The organism is Tunturiibacter empetritectus (assembly GCF_013410875.1).
Lineage (GTDB): Bacteria > Acidobacteriota > Terriglobia > Terriglobales > Acidobacteriaceae > Edaphobacter > Edaphobacter empetritectus.
Map to the genome: position 1 here is coordinate 2,385,744 of NZ_JACCCU010000001.1, position 19,426 is coordinate 2,405,169.

The 19,426-nt window shown below is 58.3% G+C and carries 18 protein-coding genes; 7 read left to right on the forward strand and 11 right to left on the reverse strand.

Features of this window, described 5'->3' with window-relative positions:
- Positions 1-55 precede the first annotated feature (55 nt).
- Positions 56-784, reverse strand: coding sequence for an SDR family NAD(P)-dependent oxidoreductase (locus tag HDF08_RS10130; RefSeq protein ID WP_179638321.1), 729 nt, complete (start codon positions 782-784; stop codon positions 56-58).
- A 26-nt stretch (positions 785-810) separates the two neighbouring features.
- The gene (locus HDF08_RS10135; protein ID WP_179638322.1) at positions 811-1,377 is read right to left on the reverse strand and encodes a peptidase associated/transthyretin-like domain-containing protein; all 567 of its coding nucleotides are present in this window, start codon (positions 1,375-1,377) and stop codon (positions 811-813) included.
- 305 nt (positions 1,378-1,682) lie between these two features.
- Here HDF08_RS10135 and HDF08_RS10140 point away from each other — a divergent pair, with 305 nt between their 5' ends.
- Both HDF08_RS10140 and groL read left to right on the forward strand, forming a co-directional pair.
- A complete protein-coding gene (locus HDF08_RS10140) occupies positions 1,683-1,982 on the forward strand; it encodes a co-chaperone GroES (RefSeq protein WP_179638323.1) in 300 nt (99 codons plus the stop codon).
- Between the two features lie 112 nt (positions 1,983-2,094).
- Positions 2,095-3,768, forward strand: a complete 1,674-nt coding sequence (gene groL, locus HDF08_RS10145) for a chaperonin GroEL (protein ID WP_179638324.1) — start codon at positions 2,095-2,097, stop codon at positions 3,766-3,768.
- Here the strand turns inward: groL and HDF08_RS10150 are convergent.
- The 4 genes from HDF08_RS10150 to HDF08_RS10165 all read right to left on the reverse strand — a co-directional run bounded on the left by HDF08_RS10150 (position 3,765) and on the right by HDF08_RS10165 (position 7,159).
- Complete coding sequence (locus tag HDF08_RS10150; protein ID WP_179638325.1) at positions 3,765-4,109, reverse strand: hypothetical protein; 345 nt, start codon at positions 4,107-4,109, stop codon at positions 3,765-3,767. The two genes, groL and HDF08_RS10150, sit on opposite strands and share 4 nt — an antisense overlap.
- Positions 4,100-5,458 carry an alpha-amylase family protein gene (locus HDF08_RS10155; RefSeq protein WP_179638326.1) on the reverse strand — a complete coding sequence of 453 codons (1,359 nt, stop codon included), beginning with the start codon at positions 5,456-5,458 and terminating at the stop codon, positions 4,100-4,102. The genes HDF08_RS10150 and HDF08_RS10155 overlap by 10 nt, the downstream gene beginning before the upstream one ends.
- A gap of 54 nt (positions 5,459-5,512) precedes the next feature.
- On the reverse strand, positions 5,513-5,860 hold the full coding sequence (locus tag HDF08_RS10160; protein WP_179638327.1) for a hypothetical protein: 348 nt from the start codon (positions 5,858-5,860) through the stop codon (positions 5,513-5,515).
- A gap of 333 nt (positions 5,861-6,193) precedes the next feature.
- Complete coding sequence (locus tag HDF08_RS10165; protein ID WP_179638328.1) at positions 6,194-7,159, reverse strand: vWA domain-containing protein; 966 nt, start codon at positions 7,157-7,159, stop codon at positions 6,194-6,196.
- Positions 7,160-7,567: 408 nt separating this feature from the next.
- Here HDF08_RS10165 and HDF08_RS10170 point away from each other — a divergent pair, with 408 nt between their 5' ends.
- Positions 7,568-8,563 carry a VWA domain-containing protein gene (locus tag HDF08_RS10170; RefSeq protein WP_179638329.1) on the forward strand — a complete coding sequence of 332 codons (996 nt, stop codon included), beginning with the start codon at positions 7,568-7,570 and terminating at the stop codon, positions 8,561-8,563.
- 320 nt (positions 8,564-8,883) lie between these two features.
- On the opposite strand, the gene HDF08_RS10175 is transcribed toward HDF08_RS10170, so the two are convergent.
- Entirely contained in the window at positions 8,884-11,289 is a 2,406-nt protein-coding gene (locus HDF08_RS10175) for a TonB-dependent receptor plug domain-containing protein (protein WP_179638330.1), read from the reverse strand.
- A 136-nt stretch (positions 11,290-11,425) separates the two neighbouring features.
- Positions 11,426-12,394 (reverse strand): quinone oxidoreductase family protein, encoded by a 969-nt coding sequence (locus HDF08_RS10180; protein ID WP_179638331.1) that lies wholly within the window; start codon positions 12,392-12,394, stop codon positions 11,426-11,428.
- Positions 12,395-12,588: 194 nt separating this feature from the next.
- On the opposite strand from HDF08_RS10180, the gene HDF08_RS10185 reads away from it, so the two are divergent.
- The 4 genes from HDF08_RS10185 to HDF08_RS10200 all read left to right on the forward strand — a co-directional run bounded on the left by HDF08_RS10185 (position 12,589) and on the right by HDF08_RS10200 (position 17,052).
- Entirely contained in the window at positions 12,589-13,608 is a 1,020-nt protein-coding gene (locus HDF08_RS10185; RefSeq protein WP_179638927.1) for an ATP-grasp domain-containing protein, read from the forward strand.
- A gap of 59 nt (positions 13,609-13,667) precedes the next feature.
- On the forward strand, positions 13,668-14,705 hold the full coding sequence (locus tag HDF08_RS10190; RefSeq protein WP_179638928.1) for an LLM class flavin-dependent oxidoreductase: 1,038 nt from the start codon (positions 13,668-13,670) through the stop codon (positions 14,703-14,705).
- A gap of 586 nt (positions 14,706-15,291) precedes the next feature.
- Complete coding sequence (locus HDF08_RS10195) at positions 15,292-15,825, forward strand: hypothetical protein (protein WP_179638332.1); 534 nt, start codon at positions 15,292-15,294, stop codon at positions 15,823-15,825.
- An 81-nt stretch (positions 15,826-15,906) separates the two neighbouring features.
- On the forward strand, positions 15,907-17,052 hold the full coding sequence (locus HDF08_RS10200; RefSeq protein ID WP_179638333.1) for an acyltransferase family protein: 1,146 nt from the start codon (positions 15,907-15,909) through the stop codon (positions 17,050-17,052).
- Between the two features lie 31 nt (positions 17,053-17,083).
- Here the strand turns inward: HDF08_RS10200 and HDF08_RS10205 are convergent, their stop codons facing one another.
- The 3 genes from HDF08_RS10205 to HDF08_RS10215 all read right to left on the reverse strand — a co-directional run bounded on the left by HDF08_RS10205 (position 17,084) and on the right by HDF08_RS10215 (position 19,394).
- Positions 17,084-18,058 (reverse strand): glycosyltransferase family 2 protein, encoded by a 975-nt coding sequence (locus tag HDF08_RS10205; RefSeq protein WP_179638334.1) that lies wholly within the window; start codon positions 18,056-18,058, stop codon positions 17,084-17,086.
- A 124-nt stretch (positions 18,059-18,182) separates the two neighbouring features.
- The gene (locus HDF08_RS10210) at positions 18,183-18,521 is read right to left on the reverse strand and encodes an energy transducer TonB (RefSeq protein ID WP_179638335.1); all 339 of its coding nucleotides are present in this window, start codon (positions 18,519-18,521) and stop codon (positions 18,183-18,185) included.
- A gap of 87 nt (positions 18,522-18,608) precedes the next feature.
- On the reverse strand, positions 18,609-19,394 hold the full coding sequence (locus tag HDF08_RS10215) for a DeoR/GlpR family DNA-binding transcription regulator (RefSeq protein WP_179638336.1): 786 nt from the start codon (positions 19,392-19,394) through the stop codon (positions 18,609-18,611).
- Positions 19,395-19,426 lie beyond the last annotated feature (32 nt).

Here is a 19,426-nt window from a genome sequence, read left to right on the forward strand (position 1 = left end):
GGTCTTCGTTCGTGGGGTGGCAAGCGCAGTAGGCCCGTCCGGCAGGACCTATCTTTTACAATCCAAGGCCGCCGTCGACGGCGAGGAGTTGGCCAGTAATAAAGTGGGGCGCCGTGGCGAAAAAGACGGCAGCTGCCGCTACATCTTCGGCAGTGCCGTTGCGCTGCATGGGTGTTTTGCGGGCGAAGTGCTCATAGGCCTCTTCAACCTCTCCTTGAACGATCATGCCGGGGGCGATGCAGTTGACACTGATCTCAGGCGCCCAGGCCTTCGCCATGGTCTTCGAGAGCATATGCAGCGCCGCCTTGGAGGTGCAGTAGTGGCCGTGAGTGGCCCAGGGATGCAGGCCTCCTAGCGAGCCGATGTTGAGGATGCGCCCTTTGACAGCGCGCAGGTGTGGGTGCGCAGCCCGGGCCATAAGAAAGGGTGCCCGGGTGTTGGTGGTAAACATCGCATCCCACTGATCGACTGAGATGTTCTCGAGCGCTTCGGAGGCAAAGATTCCGGCGTTGTTGACGAGTAAGTCGATGCGGCCCAGATCGTTGATGACTGCAGCTACGGTCTGTTCAATGTCCTCGGGATTGCGTAGATCGCAGCGGATGGCCAAAGCGTCGACGTCGTGGGCCGCGAGCGCGTGAACTGTCTGCTGCGCCTCGGTTTGAGAAGAGAGATAGGTGATGGCTACGTCTGCGCCGCGTTCGGCGAGAGCCAGAGCGATAGACCGGCCGATTCGCTTGGCCGCCCCAGTTACAAGCACAGTCTTTCCTGTTAGCGGCCTGTCCATAGACTCTTTTCATACTGCCTGGTCGGTTACAGCTGGGGTGTCGAGTTGGGAGTGGCAGGCTGCGAAGTTGCGGGCGGATTGCCCGGTGCCGGCCTGGTAACCGGCACAGTCGGCCTTATCGGCTCCTGAACGCCTGGCTTCCTGGTTGCAGCTTTGCCATCGTTGTTCTCGTAGGAGGAGACCTGCTCCCTGGGATGAATCATAGCGACGGAGATCTCTTTGCTGGCCTCTTTGACTTCGTACTCTTCGGCAAAGGTTGCGAAGCCCGGCGCGATAACCTGCACGCGCACCGTGCTGCCTGTAGGGATAACGTCGATGACGGCTTTGCCGTCGGGATCAGTCTTGACTTCGAGGTTGCCCTCGTCCTTGCCGTCCATCGATGGATTGAAGATGACAGCGGCGTTCATGATGGGCTTGCCGTTGAACTTCTTGACGACGGTAACCTCGATGTGGGACGTAGCTGGCGGCGCCTTGTATTTGCGGCCACGCTTGGCAGGGACATCCTGATCCTGAGCCCTGGCGGGAAGGCTGGATGCGAAGGCGAAGAGGAGAACGAGGAACGATAGGGACCAGACGGTGCGGCGTGACGACATGGCCTCATTCTACGACTTTTGAGATTGGGTTTGTGGGTCGGTCATCATGGCCCGGTAGGCCTGGCGGGCCTTGCGCGGGTTTCACTCACATTTCACGCAGCCGGGTTGACAACGGGAAGCGGGCTGACTATCGTTAGCAATCGGAAGGCTTGAGTGCTAACGGCTCTCTTATTTGCTTTAGGAGCCTGGGCTGCGGCCTGTTCCACTCATTTATTGCGGCTCGGGCCAGAGGTCAATGGCAGAGGCTGCGCTCTACAACGCGGACGGCCAGCCGTTCGCCAAATCGCACTAAGGAGATGTAAGCAATGGCTACAACATCATTTACACCGCTGCACGACCGGATTCTGGTTCGGCGCATTGAAGAGGGCGAAAGCATTCGTGGTGGGATCATCATCCCGGACTCGGCAAAAGAGAAGCCGCAGGAGGGCGAGGTGATCTCCGTCGGCAAGGGCAAGTCAAACGACGAAGGTAAGGTTTTCCCGCTGGATGTGAAGGCCGGCGACAGCATTCTGTTTGGAAAGTACTCGGGCACAGAGATCAAGATCGACGGCGAAGAGTTGCTGATCATGCGGGAAGAAGAAGTCCTCGGAATTCTCAAGAAGTAGGCACTTCGTGGCATTGCACGCAGCGGATGCGCTTTCGGCGCAAAAACAAAGCTGCTTGCTTACCAATCAACATACTTTGATCGGCTTTGAGCCGGTAAACAGGAGTAAGACAATGGCAAAACAGATTCTGCATGGAGAAGATTCGCGTCAGGCTATCCTGCGTGGTGTCAATATTTTGGCTGACGCAGTGAAGGTGACGCTTGGACCGAAGGGTCGCAATGTCGTTATCGAGAAGAAGTTCGGTTCGCCGACGATCACCAAGGACGGCGTGACCGTTGCCAAGGAGATTGAGCTTTCGAACTCGCTCGAGAACATGGGCGCGCAGATGGTTCGCGAAGTGGCTTCGAAGACCTCCGATGTTGCCGGCGACGGTACCACCACTGCTACCGTTTTGGCTCAGGCGATCTATCGCGAGGGTGTGAAGACGGTTGCTGCCGGTGCAAACCCGATGGCGCTGAAGCGCGGTATCGATAAGGCGGTTGAGGCCATCATCGGCAAGCGCGATGAGAACGGTGTTTCAGTAGGTGGTGCCTTGTCGACGTTCTCGAAGCCGGTTTCGGGCGACATGATTGCCCAGGTTGGAACCATTTCGGCGAACTCTGATTCTCAGATCGGCACGATTATTGCCGAGGCTATGAAGAAGGTTGGCAAGGACGGCGTTATTACCGTCGAAGAGTCTCGCACGATGGAGACTCAACTGGATGTCGTCGAGGGCATGCAGTTCGATCGCGGCTATCTTTCGCCTTACTTCGTGACCGATGCGGAGCGGATGGAAGTTGCTCTTGAGAATCCCTACATCCTGATCTACGAGAAGAAGATCTCGTCGATGAAGGACCTGCTTCCCCTGCTCGAGCAGATCGCACGCACCGCGAAACCCCTCGTCATTATTGCCGAGGATGTGGACGGTGAGGCGCTTGCGACTCTCGTGGTGAACAAGCTGCGCGGAACGTTGAATGTCGCGGCCGTGAAGGCTCCTGGCTTCGGCGATCGTCGCAAGGCGATGCTGCAGGATATCGCGATTCTGACTGGTGGCAAGGCGATCACGGAAGACCTCGGCATCAAGCTTGAGGGTGTGAAGATCGAGGACCTTGGCACTGCGAAGCGCGTGACGATCGATAAGGACAACACAACCATCGTTGATGGCGGCGGCAAGGATGGTGATGTTGAAGGACGCGTGAAGGAGATTCGCGCCCAGATCGACAAGACCACCTCTGACTACGACCGTGAGAAGCTGCAGGAGCGTCTTGCCAAGCTGGTTGGCGGCGTTGCGGTGATCAAGGTTGGCGCGGCGACTGAGACCGAGATGAAGGAAAAGAAGGCTCGTGTTGAAGATGCGATGCATGCGACGCGCGCGGCGGTTGAGGAAGGCATTGTTCCGGGCGGCGGCGTGGCATTTGTTCGCTGCACCCCAGCGGTTGATGCTGTAATCAAGGGCCTTGAAGGCGATGAGAAGATCGGTGCAACGATTATCCGTCGCGCGATTGAAGAGCCTTTGCGCATGATCGTCTCGAATGCAGGCGAAGAGGGCGCAGTGGTGATCGGCAAGATCCACGAATCGAAGGAGACCAACTACGGCTACAACGCCGCTACCGGCGCCTACGAGGACCTGGTGAAGGCTGGCGTCATTGATCCTACGAAGGTTACGCGTACTGCTCTGCAGAACGCGGCTTCGATCGCTGGCTTGATGCTGACCACCGAGGCGATGATCGCTGATATCCCGGAGAAGAAGGAAGCTGCGGGCGGCGGACACAACCATGGCGGCGGCGGTATGGACGGCATGTACTAAGAAGTTGTTTCAAAAAAAGTGGGGCCCTGGTGAGAGCCAGGGCTTTGCTGTTTTTGCTGGAGTTTTGAGGGGTGTTTTGGAAAAAACATGTGTTTCGTGGTGGTTTTTTGCTGGTGTAAACGTGGTGGGATGGTGGTCTGAACATGGTCGTTAGCCGCAATGATTTCGGAGCCGAAAAATACGCCACCAAATCCGGATTTATTTTGCGGAGGGTGTATCGGGTTGGCTGAAGGCAGCTCTCCCTCTTGAGCCGCTTTCAACCTGAAAGCGTAAAGGAGTAAAGCCTCTCTCAGGCTGAGACCATTGTGAGCAGGAAAAAACCTAAAGACTTTTACGGCCAAGCCACATCGAGATAGTCGATGGTAATCTTGCCTGCGCTCTGCGATGTCGGTTGCGCCAATGTTACTTTGATGAGATTCTGCCCTTCTTTTACTGTTGCATGATCTATTTTGAAGCAGCAAAAACGAGTAGGATCCACAGCAAGATTGGCCTGGTAGGGATCATGCAGGGGCGCCGCAATAAACGGGGTGGGTTCGAGCGGCATATCGTTCCATTCCACCGAGGATGCCCAATCGGGAACTGGCCCATCCGTATAGCCCACTGGCGGCTCAATCCGCACCCGGAGAGTTCCCTTGGGTTGCCTTCCTCGAAGATACATAGATAACTTGAACGTAAAGGACTCTCCCACATGCAGTGTCTGCGGCATCTGCATGGAGGGCGATATATAAGAATCGTGGTCAACGGCTAGAACATACCACTGTGGACTCCCTACATCATCGGATTTACGCAGGCTATCCAAGATGTGAAAGGGCTGTTCGTTAAAAGGCCCGACGCCGGGATCGGACGCTATGGAGTTGCTCGTTTCCCGATAGTAGGCAAAATTAAACAGGCTGATTCCATCGGCACCCTGGTTGTAGGCGGTATTGGCGACGGTATGGAATTGCTGGTCTGTCGTGCGCAGAAACGGCCTACTTCCATCCGGCAAGGTCGCAGTAACATTTGTCGTTTGGGTTGCTTCGAAGTAGATCGCCGTCTCCGGAATCAAGCTCCGAATTGTGGGAAGATCGCTCTCGTTGGTGGTGTAGTAGCCATCGGAGACATTGACCATGTCGACGCCAGCCTCGACAAACGCCGGCAGAGAGATGCCCAGCTTCTGATGGACGTCGAGGAACGAGGGAACGCGCACGCACAAAAACCTGCGTCTCAACTCGTTGTGTTCTACAGGCCACTCGTTCGTTGGATCGGGCAGAGTCAGATCGGGATCGGGCCCCTCATCAAGCGCAGCACGCACGCCCCGTATGAAGTCGACCATGATCTTCTGATTTTCTTGAGCATTGGAAGCAGGCGGAAAATAGTTTGCATAACGATTGAAGTCAAGTTCAAGACCGTCGATGCCGTATCTGCAAAGCTCCTTGATCAAACTCAATTTATATTGCCGCACCTCCGGAATTGCCCAATTCTGGGCACGCTCAGGGTTCTTCAAGTAGTCGTTACCCAAGGTAAAGTTATCGCTTCTTTGATAAGCTGAGTTTTCGTACCAGAACTTGCACATCTTCGAGCTGGTGGTGACGGTGTTCCCGGTCGTATCCAGAAACTGCACATCGTTGAGGCGAAAGCTCACAAAGGCCCTTTGCCGATGACTACGACATGCACTTAGGAAGTCACGGACCATATCGCCGCCACCCAGCATGTAGTTGGCATATGCATCGAAGGGTCCCTTTGGGCGACCAATCAAGTCGTAGTACTAGGGGTAGTGCTCTGTCGCCGGATACACCTTGCTTTTCCACCATGGGACCCAGCAAAGGCCAGGACAAAAGAGCTGCACGTCGACCATGCCGGCAACTTCGGCGACACTTGCCTCGATCAGTCGTTTGCTGAAGGTCTGGGGATGTAGGTTATTGCCGGGATTGCTCCATGGACTGTAGCAGGAGAGCAGATTGGTTGAGTCATTGTTGTAGAGCGTGCGGAAAGGAGCCTTTCTGCCACGGCCCCACGAGGGACCAAATGCACCAGCAGCGTGCGCCATGCGGGTCAACAGATGGGCAGATACCAAAGTTCCTGTACCAATGAGAAACTCGCGCCGATCCATCATGCCTCCTCTGACATGCTAAAGACACTTTTACTCTAAACAAAGTAGAAGGCGCTGCCACCCCCTTTGAAGAACCTTTGATGAAACCCAGCAACCGTCGACTTGTTGCTACGGTCAAGATTGGTTTCCTGGGATCGCTTGCTCTGGGGTTAGAGAAGGGAAGAGCAAGCGAAGGCGACAGAGGGTTTCTCCGCTGCGCCGTTCACGATGAGGCTGTGAACGGCTTCGGTCGAAGTGACGAGTTTTGGTAAGGTTGACGAGAACAAGCAACGACTACTGCAACCGCGCGGTTCTTCCTCTTCGACAAGCTCAAGGTTAGAGTGACAAGATTTTTGGCTAGGGCTGAGAGAGCACGACGGTTCCTGGGCGGACCTGGGTGGGAGCGCGGAGTTTGGTCTTGGGGAGGTCGGTTGAAGTTCTCAGACTGACGAGTTTTTTGTTGGCGTCTACGGGGAAGGTGGCGACGTAGGTTCGGGCGATGGCCTCTTGAAACTGCTTGAGGTACGGGGCCATTGAGACAGGGTTCTGACCGGTGCTTTGGTAGAGCGAGAGGCCGCCGGTTCCTTCTGCCATCTGGGCGAGGTAGTTTTGTCCGCTGAAGCTGCCACGGCCACGACTGAAGCCGGCATCGCTGAAGTAGATGGAGTAGACGGGGACGCCGGCGCGCTGGGCGTCGGTGACGGCTGAGTCGACGTAGGGGCTGTTCTGGTTGAGCGGGCTGGTACTGCCGTTGTAGGGGTCTACGCCATTGGTAATCATAAGGACGAAGCGTGGCTTGTGAACGGGGCCTGTGCGCTGGACGGGGCTGACCTGATTTTCGGCCTGGCCGGGCCAGTTCTTGACGAAGGCGGAGAGGCAGAAGTAGGGGCTGGCGCTGGAGCCGGGGATGCCGCTGGGAATGCGGAGGCCCTGGGCGGCGGCGGCGAGGTCTGAGGTGAAGCCTGAGGCGCCGGAGCCGGGGAAGACGGTGCCGTTCTGCATGTAGCCGACGAAGACTTCGGTGCCAGCGGGTAGGCTGGTGATGAAGGCGCGGAGATTGTTCATCTCGCGGGCGACGCTGGTGCGGAGGCCGTCATCGATGAGGAGGGCGACCTGGGCTCCGCCAGGGGGTATGGCGGCGAGGTTGGTAAGTGGGCTGACACGATTGTCGACCTTGAGGGTGAGATCTTTTGCGGTGGGGCTGACGGGGGCTTTGCTGTCGAATGCGACGAGAGCCTGGGTGGTAGCGGGGCTCTCCTGGGCGTGGATTGTGCTTGCTGTGGTCGCTGCCAGGAGGGTTAGTGCGAGCAGATATCGGGTCATTTTTGTTTCCCTTCGTTAGGTTAGACGGTGCAGTGAGGCTGGGCGATGCGGGGAGGGAAAGAACATACATGATGGAAACACGTGGGAGACATGTTTGGTTGCGTTTTTTGGTGCGCGGTCCTGCCGGACGGGCCCACTTCGCGTGGAGCGGTCACTTCGTGACTTGTATACCGCTTCGCTAGGCGCTCCCGTTGGTTGCGAAGAAAGACGATTCCGACCAACGGGAGGACTACGCGAAGCTCTAAAGAGGCGTGCGAACGCCCGCCCTCCGCGCAGGAGGCCCGTCCGGCAGGACCTTTTTTACTGGTTTTTCCGTCCTGACACACCACTGGCTCGTCTAACTCAGACACGATGATGTTAGGGCTCCGCAAAACCGTTGTTTTCCTTGCTTCTTTGAGCAGCACTGTGATGGCGCAGACGACGCTGCATACCACTACGACTCTGGTGGTTGTTCCGACTCTTGTGCAGACGCCGGACAAAGATCTGGTGTACTCGCTTCGGGCGGAAGATTTTGTGCTGACCGACAATGGAGTTCCGCAGAAGGTGACGCTGGAGGAGGAGACGAGGCGGCCGCTGTCGCTGGTGGTGCTGATGCAGACGGGCGGAGATGCTCGGGGGCAGTTTTCGAGTTATGCGCATCTCGACACGATGATTGCTTCGCTGCTGGGCGAAGCTCCGAACGAGGTGTCGATTGTGAACTTCGATAGTCAGCCGGAGGCGGCTTCGCCTTTTACAACAAACGTTGCGGAGTGGGGCGATGCGATCGATCATCCTGATGTGGGGGATCGAGGAGCTGCGATCTTCGACAGCATCGCATATGGACTTGATTTGTTACAGAAGCGCCCTACGTACAATCGTCGCGCCATTCTATTGCTGAGCCAGGGGCACGATGTGGGGAGCAAGACTCCGTTGAAGGATGTTGTGCGGGAGCTGGGCGAGACAAATACCGCGATCTACAGCGTCACGTTTTCAGCGGAGAAGACGGCCCTACGACAGGAGTTAAAGGAACCAGGGCCCAAGACAAAACCGATTGCTGTTGGGAATGTAACACCGCCTACAGTTGGAACTTATCCAAAAGGAGGAGATACGGGAAGCCCCGCGGAGTTGATTGCTTACTTCAACCTGAGCGAGCCACTGCGTTTGATCCTCGGTGCGATGAGCAAGAATACTTCGGCTGAGGTTGCAACGTTGTCCGGGGGCGAGTGGAGCAGCTTTGACAATGCGCAGGAGTTGACGCAGGATCTTGGCGTTTTGACGAATCATCTTCATAACAGCTACGTACTCAGCTTTACACCGACTTCTTCGGAGCCGGGGCTGCATACGATCAAGGTGCGGCTGGGTCATCATCCGGAGCTGCTGGTGTCGGCGCGGAGCAATTATTGGGCGTCTGAGCCGTCGAGATGACGGTCTCTGTGGGGGAGCGAAACTTTGGATGCTTAGGTTGGAAGGTTCGAACGGTATGGGTGGGTGGACTGTGTCGGGATCCTTCACTCCGTTCAGGATGACTGCGAAGAGCAGGCAACAACAAAGGCAACGTCAACAACAACGGCAATAGCAAAAGCAAGTACGGGTCTTGACGGATACAGCAGCGCGAATCGGTCCGCTGCAACCGAGAGTTGTGGCCGCAAATCCGCTGCGCTGTTCACGGTGAGACTGTGAACAGCTTCGGTCGAGATGACGTGTTTTCGGGTGTGGGAGGAGAACAGATCCCGTGAAGGACGACTCTAGTTGCCGCCGATGCGGATCTTCAGGCCGGCGCGGATGGTGAAGGGCAGGCCGGGATAGCCGATGGGGCCGATGTGTTGCTGGCCGAGAAGATTGTCGAGTTGGGTGAAGACTGTTACGTGGCGGGTGGCGCTGAAGAGAAGGTTGAGATCGAGCTTGGCATAGCCGAAGTCGAGATTCTGGTTGGGGAGGAGGAGCGTGTTGTCTCCGTTGCGATCGTTGTGGAGTTGAAAGGTGGAGTCGTCGCTGCGGCTGGCGAGCGCGCCTTTGATGGCGGCGGAGAATCTGCTGGCGGAGTATTGAACAGCGAAGAAGCCGGTGCTGGGCGGACGGTTGAAGGGGCGATTGCCAACGATGGGAGAGAGAGCTCCGATGGGGATGCCGGGGAGGTCGGGGTTGAAGGCGGGGGCGACGTTGTCGGAGGTGAAGGACTGCTCGACCAGTGAGGCGAGGTAGGTATAGCCGCCGCGCAGGAAGAGGTGCGTGAGGGGCTGGTACTGGAGCTCGAGCTCGAGGCCCTGGGTGCGGTAGGCGAGGGAGTTCAGCGAGGCGTCGGGGACTTGCAGGGCGATGTTGGCGGGGATGTTGAAGTACTGCTCCAGGCCGTTGGGGGCGAGGCGCTCGAACTGATGGCTGGACTGGTTGTGAAAGTAGCCGGCTTTGAGGATGAGTTTCTGGTTGAGGATGTTCTGGTCCACGGCGAGGTCGAAGGTGCGGGAACGCTGGGCGGCGAGAGGGCGGATGTTGTAGGTGGCGATGGCGGATTGGTTGGCGGTTTGTGCGAGAAGCGTGTCGAGGCTGGTGAACTGGTCTTCGAGGGTTGGCTCCTGTACGCCGGTGGCGATGTTGGCGCGGATGCTGGTGCCGTGGAAGGGACGGTGGCCGGGGAGGACGGGGACGTAGGTGAGGCCGAGACGCGGGGTTCCGGCGGTGCCGTAGAGGTGGTTGCGCTCGATGGCTCCGCCGAAGGAGTAGAAGAGGCGGTGATGGAGGTCGCCCTGGAGTTGAAGGGTGTAGAGGAAGTTGGTGCGCTGGGCCTGCTGGTTGAAGCCGGTGGTGGGGTTATAGAGGCGGCCACGCTCGTCTTCGTAGTGGAAACTGAAGAGGAGGGCGATGCGGTAGGGGAGGGTGTAGTCGGTCTGGTAGTAGAGCTCGTCGCGGTTGTGGACGTTGTCGAGGGTTGGAGAGAGAAAGGCTGCCTGGCCGGTGACGGTGTAGCCGTTGGCTCCACGGAGGGTGACGAGGTTACCGTAGGTGATGGTGTCGGGTGATTGGTCGAACTGCTGCTCTTGCTCGCGCTTGCGAGCGATGCCGTAGCGGGCGAGGTTGTGCCAGTTCCCTGCCAGGATGTTTTCGATAGTGATGCCGGAGTAGAGATCCTGATCGGATTGCTTGCCGGAGGCGGAGATGCCGTAGATGTCGTGCGCCTGGGGGAGGCCGGCGGCGGAGTCGGCATTACGGAGAGTGAAGCGGGCGGTGGTGTTGGTGAGGATGGTGTAGCCGATGTTGGCGGTGCTGGTGACGAGGTGGAACTGGTCGCGCGGGAGGGCGTTGGAGGTGTTGAGGCGGCTGAAGGCGGCCTGGTAGTCGAGCCTTTTGTAGGTGCCGGAGAGGATGGCTTCGTTGCGGTAGGTGCGGAGGTTTCCGGCGTCGCCGGTGTAGTCGAGTGTGGGGCGAAGGAAGTTGCTACGGGTGGTGCCGAGGCTGACGATGGAGGCTTCGGCTCCGGTGCCTTCGAGGGCGCTGTTGGCTCCGCGATAGATCTCGGGGCCGCTGAGGGCGGTGGTGGCGAGGGAGCTAAAGTCGAAGGGGCCACCGATGTTGGTGGCGGGGATGCCGTCGATGAGGATCTTGTTGGCGTCTGGACTGCCGCCGCGGAGGTAGAGCTCGATGGGGCCGCCGGCCTGGCCGGTCTGGATAACGTTGGTGCCGGGGGCCTGGCGGAGATCGTTGAGGAGATTGATCTGGGTTTCGAGGACTTGCTTCGGGATGAGTGTGATGGCTGCGGGGACTTGCTGGATTGGCGTGGGGATGGCGGTGGAGGTGCTGGCGAGTTGCGGGGTGACGGTGGCGTACTCGAGGACGATGTTGCGACTGACGACGGCGATGCGGCCGCCGTAGAAGGCGTCGCCAATGCTGGGGGTGAAGGGCGAGGCGGAGGTGAGGAGGACGAAGCGGCCGGGGAGTCCGCTGCGGAGCTCGTAGGTGCCGTCCATGAGGGAGAAGGTGAAGGCGACGACGCGGCTGCCCTGGATGAGCTGGATGCGGGCGTTGCCTAGGGGGAGGCCGAGGGGAGTGGTGACTTTACCTCTAACTACTACGGCGCGGGCGGGTGGGGTGAGGAGGAGTGCGGCGGCGAGGGCGAGGAGGAGGCTGATCGCGCTGCGGGGCGCCGGGGTTTGCATGGTTTGATTGTAAGTGCGTGAGTCCTGCCGGACGGGCCCACTTCGCGTGGGGCGGTCACTTCGTGACTTGTATACCTTGTTTGGGCGAGGCTTGCTGCTTCGGTCCTCCCGTTGGTCGGAAGGCTATGGGATCAGGTTACGGAATTAGGAGGAGTTTGCCGGTGGTGGCGCGGGACTCCAGCTCGCGATGGGCCTGAGCGGCGTCGGCCAGGGGGTAGACGTGTTCGACGCGAAGCCTGAGGGTGCCGTTAGCGATGGCGTCGAAGACATCCTTGGCGCGGTGTTCGAGTTCGGCGCGGGTGGCGATGTAGTCCTTGAGAGTGGGGCGAGTAACGAAGAGGGAGCCCATGGTGGAGAGGCGGATGAGGTCGAAGGGTGGGACGGCTCCGCTGGATCCGCCGAAGAGGACGAGGGTGCCGCGGGGACGCAGACATTGGAGGGATTGCTCGAAGGTGGATTTTCCGACTGAGTCGTAGACCACGGGGAGGCCCTTGTTGTTGGTTAGGGATTTGACCTTCGCGGCGAAGTCTTCTTTGGTGTAGAAGATGATCTCGTCGGCACCGGCGGCGCGAGCGAGGGTGGCTTTTTCTTCGCTGGAGACGGTGGTGAAGACGCGGGCACCGAGAGCTTTGGCCATCTGGATGAAGAGGAGGCCGGTGCCGCCTGCGCCGGCGTGGATGAGGATCTCATCGCCAGACTGAACGGGGTATGCGGAGTGGAGGAGATAGTGGGCGGTCATGCCCTGCAGGATGGCGGCTGCGGCTTGCTGGGTGGTGACGCCTTCGGGGATGGCTACGAGGCGGGCGGCGGGGGCGACGGCGAACTGGGCGTAGGTGCCGGGGATGAGGCACCAGGCTACGCGGTCGCCGGGCTTGAAGGTGGTCACGTCGGGGGCGACGGAGACGATGGTGCCGGCGGCCTCCTGGCCAAGGGTGTAGGGGAGTTTGGCGGGGTAGCGGCCCTCGCGGAAGTAGGTGTCGATGAAGTTGACGCCGGAGGCTTCGATGCGAATGAGGGCTTCGCCGGGGCCGGGGGTTGGCGTGGGTAGGTCGGTGAGGGTGAGGACGTCGGCGGAGCCGGTGGTGTGGATCTGGATGGCTTGCATGGCTGGTTCAGGGTACAACATGGCGGCATAGAGAGTGGCTTTGGTTTGGGTGGCCTATTTGAAGCTCCCATATCGTTTCTTCATCTAAACTTGAGATATCAGATTCGTGGCGTCGCTTCGCCCCCTTTCCCGGCCGTTGTAACTGCGTGAAGAGTTTTGAGTCGAACCCTTTTGAAGAGGATGTGAAGAAGATTATGTCCAGCCGTCAGTCTTTGCCTATTGCGATTTATTATGAGCAGCCGATCTGGTTCAGGTTGTTGTTTGAGGAGTTGGATCGGCGCGGGGCGAACTACGTGAAGGTGAATGCGGTAGAGCATAGCTATGGGCCGGAGGATCATCCGGAGGAGAAGTACGCGGTTGTGCTGAACAAGATGAGCCCATCGGCGTGGAATCGTGGGCATGGAGATCAGATCTTTTACACGCTTGGGTTTCTGGAGCACCTGGAGTGCCGCGGGGTTCGCGTGGTGAACGGTGTGAAGGCTTTTCGAAGTGAGTTGTCGAAGGCGGCGCAGCTTTCGATGCTGGAGGCGCTGGGGCTTGGGTATCCGAAGGCGCGAGTGATTCATCGGGCTTCACAGGCGAGTGTTGCGGCGGAGGGTTTGCGATTCCCTGTTGTGGTGAAGCCGAATATTGGCGGCAGTGGCAGCGGCGTGGTGAAGTTCCAGACGAAGGAGCATCTGGCGGAGGCTTCGGCTACCGAGAACGGGCTGATGCTGGGGATGGATTCGACCGGGTTGGTGCAGGAGTTTGTTCCGGCGCGCGGGTCGTACATCGTTCGGGTCGAGGTTTTGAACGGGAAGTATTTGTACGCGATCAAGATACATATTACCGGCGAGACGTTTGACCTTTGCCCGGCGGATATCTGCAAGACACCGTTGGGAGTGGAGTTGGAGCGTGCGGCTTGCCCGATCGATGCGGCTAAGGATGGGCTGGCGGTAGAGGCCTTTGACGCGCCGCCTGAGGTGATCGAAGAGGTGGAGCGGTTGATGGCGGCTGCGGGAATCGAGCTTGGTGGTGTGGAGTTTATGGTGGATGATCGCGACGGTGTGAGAATGTACTACGACATCAATGCGCTCTCGAACTTTGTGGCGGATGGACAGAAGGTTGTGGGGTTCGATCCATTTGTGAAGCTGGCAGATTGGCTGGAGGAGGAGGCTCGGATCGTAAATGAGCGCCGGGCTGGTGTGCCGGAACTGACGGGAGCGCGGCGTTGAGTACAGAGACAGGGAGCACAAAGGTAGGGGGCACAAAGGCGGGGAGCATAAAGACGAGGATGCGGTACGGCTTCTGGTTGCCGGTGTTTGGTGGGTGGCTGCGCAACGTCGACGACGAGAAGATGGAGGCCAGCTGGGAGTATGTGCGCGACCTGGCCAAGAAGGCCGAGACAATTGGATACGATCTGACTCTGATTGCGGAGTTGAACCTGAATGACATCAAGGGTGTGGATGCTCCTTCGCTCGATGCGTGGTCGACGACGGCGGCGCTGGCTGCGGTGACGGAGCGGCTGGAGCTGATGGTTGCAGTGCGGCCCACGTTTCATAATCCGGCGCTGCTGTCCAAGCAGGCGGCTTCGATCGATCAGATGTCGCATGGGCGGCTGACTCTGAACGTGGTTTCGAGCTGGTGGAAGGATGAGGCGACGAAGTATGGAGTCCACTTCGACGAGCATGACGATCGGTATGCGCGGACTTCGGAGTGGCTGGATGTGGTGGATGGATGCTGGAAGACGCAGGGGTTTTCTTATAAAGGCAACTACTACGACGTGCGGGAGAATGTGCTTTCGCCGAAGCCAGTGAGCAAGCCGCGGCCTACGTTGTATGCGGGTGGCGAGTCGGAGACGGCGAAGAATCTGATTGCGGCGAAGTGCGATGCGTACCTGATGCATGGCGATGCTCCGGAGGCTGTGGGGAAGAAGATCACCGATATGAAACAGCGGCGCGAGAGGCTGGGGCTGGGGCCGATGACGTTCGGCGTGGCGGGGTATGCGGTGGTGCGGGACTCGGAGGCGGATGCGCTGCGCGAGGTGGAACGGATTACGGATGTGAAGCAGTCGGCGCGTGGGTATGCGAACTATGAGCAGTGGGTGACGGGGTCGAATCTGCAGACGGAGATCTCGTTGAAGGATTATTCGGTGTCGAATCGCGGGCTGCGGTGCGGGTTTGTGGGAACGCCGGAGCAGGTGTCGGAGCGGATGGAGGAGTTTGCCGCGGTGGGGGTGGATCTGGTGCTGCTGCAGTCGAGCCCACAGGCGGAGGAGATGGAGCGGTTTGGGGCGCAGGTGATCGGCGGCAAGGCAGAGGCGGCGGTTTAGTTTTTGAGAATGGCGACGGCGATGTACCGGGAAGGCTAATTCTCTTTCAGGCAGATGAGTGGCGGCTGATTTTGCGCAGAGTTGTGCTCTTGCCATGCCTTCATACGCCAGGTCGCACAGCCCTTCGTGTGCCCGGGCGTCAGATGCGCAATCAGCACAACCGTGAATCCGGGATACAGGCTGGGAAAAAGTGCTGTGTATCCGACGATGGCGCAAGACTATGAGCTGACATTTCGGATGATGAAGTCACTGCCTTGCGATGTGTTTCTGGGAGCCCATGGGAACTATTTTGATTTGAAAGAGATGTTCGCGAAGTCGAAGGTGGGAGATGTAAACGCATTTGTCGATCCTGCGGGATATAGGGCCTATGTTGATAAGCGAGAGAGGGCATTTCGAGCAGAGTTGGCGAGACAATCAGGAAACGGGTCTTAATTTGAAATGGCTCTGAAAGGGTATAGCCGGGCTGGACTTCAGGCATTAGAATTAAGCAGAATTTTGCACATGCGGATTTTTGCAATGGGGAGATCCGTGGGATGGTTGAGGCTAAACAGTGAATGAATGGGCACGTGGAGGAAGAGGAGCGGCAGTGGGGCGTGGTTTGCTCCTCGCTGGGATGGTGGTACTGATCGAGGGATGTCATTCGGGACCCCAAAGCGATGCTCTTCTGAATGCTCTTACGAGCCAGGCACAAGCGAAGACGCTGGGGCCGAATCATTTAGCGGCGGAGGGTGCGGCCGCAATTGTGGAGACGTGTGGGAAGCAATCCTTCGAAAATGCGCGCAACGGGTTGATCGTGAGCCAGACGGGATTGCATGAGGATATCTTTGGGATGCGCAGCCGTACGTCGTACGTCTCCATTGCATTCAGCCTGGACGATGCGCTGCGGCTTGAGGATGTGCTGCGGAAGAAGTTGAACGAAAACCCGCAACCCTCTGCAGAGCAGGAGTGTGTTCAGCAGTTTGTGGGATACCTGGAGGCGTTGACCGATCCGATGGTCGAGCAAGACAAACTGGCCAAGGATCTGGATGCTGCGGCGTTCAAGGACTCGACCAGGGAGGCGCAGGAAGAGTTGAAGAGAGAGCAGCAGAAGGTGCCGCCTGCACCGTCCGGAAGCAAATAAGGCTCAGGCATTTTGCTAAGATGGGGGTGGAGCAGCATCGGTTCCGCATGCCTCTCTAGCCTCCGACTGAACAGGATCAGCTTGCCGATCAACTCCAGCGCCATGCCGCTTTCAAAGACCCCTCATCAAATCGAAGGCCTTCAGATATGGCGGGCGATTGCCGTCATTCTGGTGGCTGCGCTCCATCTGATGCAGGTGATGGGCGGAAGCGGTAGTTTGACGATGGTGCGATTTGGAAATCTTGGAATGTTCGGCGTTGACATTTTTTTTGTCATCAGCGGATTTATTTTAGGACTGACCGCGTTGAGAGCTGCATCGGGAGATGCTCGATTCGAGTCACTCCACTTCATCTCCCGGCGCATCCTGCGAATCCTGCCGATCTACTGGATCGTTATTCTCTTCCCTTTGACTCGATGGCTTCGTTCGAGTGAGGTGTCTGGATTCACGTTCCTGGACTTCTGGTTTCTGCTCCCGGGCCTCTCTTATCCACGGATCCATTTGATCATTGGTCTGGCGTGGACGCTGATCTTCGAGATGTTCTTCTATTACGTCCTGACTGTGTTTCTGCGGATCACTCTACGAGATGCGGTTCGGAATACGATCGCAGCGCTGGTTCTTCTGGTGGTGGCTGGGCAGTTTCTGGGCATCCGTCGATCGGGGCTTGTGATTGTCATGAATCCAATTCTGCTTGAGTTTGTGATGGGAAATATTACGGCACTTGGGTTTCAGAGATTCGCAAGACAGCGCAAGGCGGGTGTCGCGATGCTGGTTGCAGGAGTAATTGCGGCAGGACTGGTGACTTTCTACACTACGACGAACGTCGCACTGGAACAGAACGTCCTGCTGGGGGTAGGTATGCTTCTGCGCGTGGGGACGTGGGGGATTGCAGCGTGGTTGCTGGTTAGCGGAGTGGTTTTCTGGGGGCCGCAGGTGAGGTCCCGGCTTGGCAAGATGCTGGTCGCTATTGGGGATGGATCTTATTCGATCTATTTAACATCTGCGATTTCTACCGAGATGATCTCGCGACTCATGGCCAGGATTCCGATAGAGCTCCTGAGGAGCGGTCCCCTTGTCTTGAGAGAAGGGATCGCATTGGTGTGCGTAATTCTGACGGGTATGGTCTGTTTTTGGTTCGTGGAAACGCCCCTACTTAGGTGGTTGAATGGCCGATACAAGTTGATCTCCGGTCGACGACGAGTATTGCCGGCCCCTGTCATCGGAATCTGATAGGGGGCGTGCTTGTCTTGAACGACGCGGATTACTGGATCAGGCTCTCTTCGGAGCGGAGGCGGAGGATGCGGTCTACGGCGTAGGGTGCGCGGTGGGCGGCTGTGTGAAAGTGGCGAACCTGGAGTTCTCCAAGCAGACCGATGCCCATCATTTGAATTCCGGCGAGGATCAGAACTCCGGCGATGACGAAGAGCGGGCCGTGGAGGCTCATGATGTGCTGGCCGGTGACGATCTTGAGGATGAGAAGCCACGCAGACATACCGAAGCCAGCAACCACGCCGAAGGCTCCGATAGTTCCGAAGAAGTGCAGAGGCCGCGTCATATAGCGGAGCAGGAAGCGGATGGTGAGGAGGTCGAAGAAGACGCGGAAGGTGCGGGAGATGCCGTAGTGGCTCTCACCGAACTCGCGTGCGGGATTAGAGATGGGAATCTCGCAGATGCTGGCGCCATACCAGGAGGCGAGGGCGGGGATGAACCGATGCATCTCACCGTAGAGGGGGATGTTCTGGATGACCTCGCGGCGGTAGGCCTTGAAGGTGGTGCCGAAGTCGTGGATGTCGACGCCGCTGAGCGCGGCCATGAGCCAGTTTGCGGCGCGTGAGGGGATGCGGCGCATGATGAAGTTGTCGCCGCGCTGGGAGCGCCAGCCACTTACTACGTCGTAGCCTTCTTCCAGTTTTGCGAGGAAGCCGGGAATCTCATCGGGGTCGTGCTGGAGGTCGCCGTCCATGGCGAGGATGAAGTCGCCCTGGGCGTGGTCAAAGCCGGCGGCAAGGGCCGAGGTCTGGCCAAAGTTGCGGCGGAGCTTGATGACCAGTACGCGGCTGTCTACCGCAGCGATCTCTTCGAGCAACCTGTAGGTGCGATCGCGGGAGCCGTCGTCGACAAAGACCAGTTCAAAGGTCTCGTTGACGTGCTCCATGACGGCCTTCAGGCGATCGTAGAGTGTGGTGACATTCTCTTCCTCGTTATGGAAGGGGACGACGATGGAATACTTCGGCACTTTATGATGATACTCCCGGGGTTGCGTTCTTTGGATGCCGATCGGAGGACAAAAGATTTGAATCTACCAGTTTTTTTTGTCGATGGGCGCCGAGAACGAAGGCCTACAAATGTCCAGGAACGGCTTAAAAACGAAAGTTCAAGACGTAATCCATATTTTGCGGCTTGCCTAGAAAGGAGCCGGCGACAAACTCGGCCTGTTGGGCAGCGGCGGTGGCGGCATCGGCCAGCGTGGCATCATCCCCAATCTCTACTCGGATGTCGCCTACTTTGCCGTCCTCGAGGACATCGACGATGAGACGGACTTGGCCGTGGGTTCTGTGGCAGGGCTTCCCTGCCCTGCAATCCGGGGGTGGCATGCTGATCAGCCTGGGCGGTGTGATCGAGGGTCTGCTTTGGGCGTGCAGCTGCAGGAGCACGGGCGCTCCGAGAAAAAGCGGAAGAAGGGCCCAGACTGTACGCATAAGCTAAATACTCTCACGAGTTGGTGAGGGCGTAACCTCAATCTTTTTTGCGATTCGGGCTTGCTTCGCATCGGGCGATGATCTTGCTTAAACGGTGATTACACGGACCTGCTTTCGCTGGAAGGCTTCAACGAGTTCGGGGTCGACGCTGTCGTCGGTGATGATGGTGTGCAGGTCGCTTGTGGCGCAGACTTTGACCGAGGTGAAGATGCCGAGTTTACTGGCGTCCGCGACGGCGATGACCTGCTTGGAATGTCTGACCATCTCGCCTAGAACCAGCGCTTCGTCGGATTCGATGACGGTCAGACCGTGGTCGGGGTGAATTCCGCATGCGCCCATGAAGACCTTGTCGAAGAAGAGCCGCTGCAGGGAGTCGAAGGCGGTTGCGCCGACCATGGAGAACGCGCCGGGCCAGCGGATGGAGCCTCCAGTGAGGGTGACGCGGGCGTTGGGGAGGCTGGAGAACTCCATGCCGATATTGACCGCGTTGGTGACGATGTGGATGCCCTCGCGATGGCGGAGGCTGCGGGCTACCTGGGTGGTGGTGGTGCCGGGTGAGAGCGCGATGGTGTCGCCTTCGTTGACCATCTCGGCGGCGGCGATGGCGATTCGCCGTTTCTCGTTCGCGAAACGCTCTTCGCGCAGAGGAAAGGCGGCATCGAACCGGAATGGCTCGTAGGTCATCTTTCCGGCCAGCTCGACGCCGCCGTGGGTGCGGTTTACCAGGCCGCGCTGGGCCAGTTTGATGAGGTCCCGGCGGACGCTGGCCGGAGAGGCGTCGATGGTAACGGCCAAGTCTTCAACGCAGCTTTGGCCCTTCTGCAGCAGGAGATGAAGTATCTGGTTTGCGCGATCCTGGGTCTTCTGGGCCATGTCTCGTCCATTCTAATCACGCTTAAGTCTGC

Excerpts from the sequence above, each read along its gene's own strand:
- HDF08_RS10130 (WP_179638321.1), bottom strand. The coding sequence starts at position 784 with ATGGACAGGCCGCTAACAGGAAAGACTGTGCTTGTAACTGGGGCGGCC.
- HDF08_RS10135 (WP_179638322.1), bottom strand. The coding sequence starts at position 1,377 with ATGTCGTCACGCCGCACCGTCTGGTCCCTATCGTTCCTCGTTCTCCTC.
- HDF08_RS10140 (WP_179638323.1), top strand. The coding sequence starts at position 1,683 with ATGGCTACAACATCATTTACACCGCTGCACGACCGGATTCTGGTTCGG.
- groL (WP_179638324.1), top strand. The coding sequence starts at position 2,095 with ATGGCAAAACAGATTCTGCATGGAGAAGATTCGCGTCAGGCTATCCTG.
- HDF08_RS10155 (WP_179638326.1), bottom strand. The coding sequence starts at position 5,458 with ATGCTGGGTGGCGGCGATATGGTCCGTGACTTCCTAAGTGCATGTCGT.
- HDF08_RS10160 (WP_179638327.1), bottom strand. The coding sequence starts at position 5,860 with ATGATGGATCGGCGCGAGTTTCTCATTGGTACAGGAACTTTGGTATCT.
- HDF08_RS10165 (WP_179638328.1), bottom strand. The coding sequence starts at position 7,159 with ATGACCCGATATCTGCTCGCACTAACCCTCCTGGCAGCGACCACAGCA.
- HDF08_RS10170 (WP_179638329.1), top strand. The coding sequence starts at position 7,568 with ATGGCGCAGACGACGCTGCATACCACTACGACTCTGGTGGTTGTTCCG.
- HDF08_RS10175 (WP_179638330.1), bottom strand. The coding sequence starts at position 11,289 with ATGCAAACCCCGGCGCCCCGCAGCGCGATCAGCCTCCTCCTCGCCCTC.
- HDF08_RS10180 (WP_179638331.1), bottom strand. The coding sequence starts at position 12,394 with ATGCAAGCCATCCAGATCCACACCACCGGCTCCGCCGACGTCCTCACC.
- HDF08_RS10185 (WP_179638927.1), top strand. The coding sequence starts at position 12,589 with ATGTCCAGCCGTCAGTCTTTGCCTATTGCGATTTATTATGAGCAGCCG.
- HDF08_RS10190 (WP_179638928.1), top strand. The coding sequence starts at position 13,668 with ATGCGGTACGGCTTCTGGTTGCCGGTGTTTGGTGGGTGGCTGCGCAAC.
- HDF08_RS10210 (WP_179638335.1), bottom strand. The coding sequence starts at position 18,521 with ATGCGTACAGTCTGGGCCCTTCTTCCGCTTTTTCTCGGAGCGCCCGTG.
- HDF08_RS10215 (WP_179638336.1), bottom strand. The coding sequence starts at position 19,394 with ATGGCCCAGAAGACCCAGGATCGCGCAAACCAGATACTTCATCTCCTG.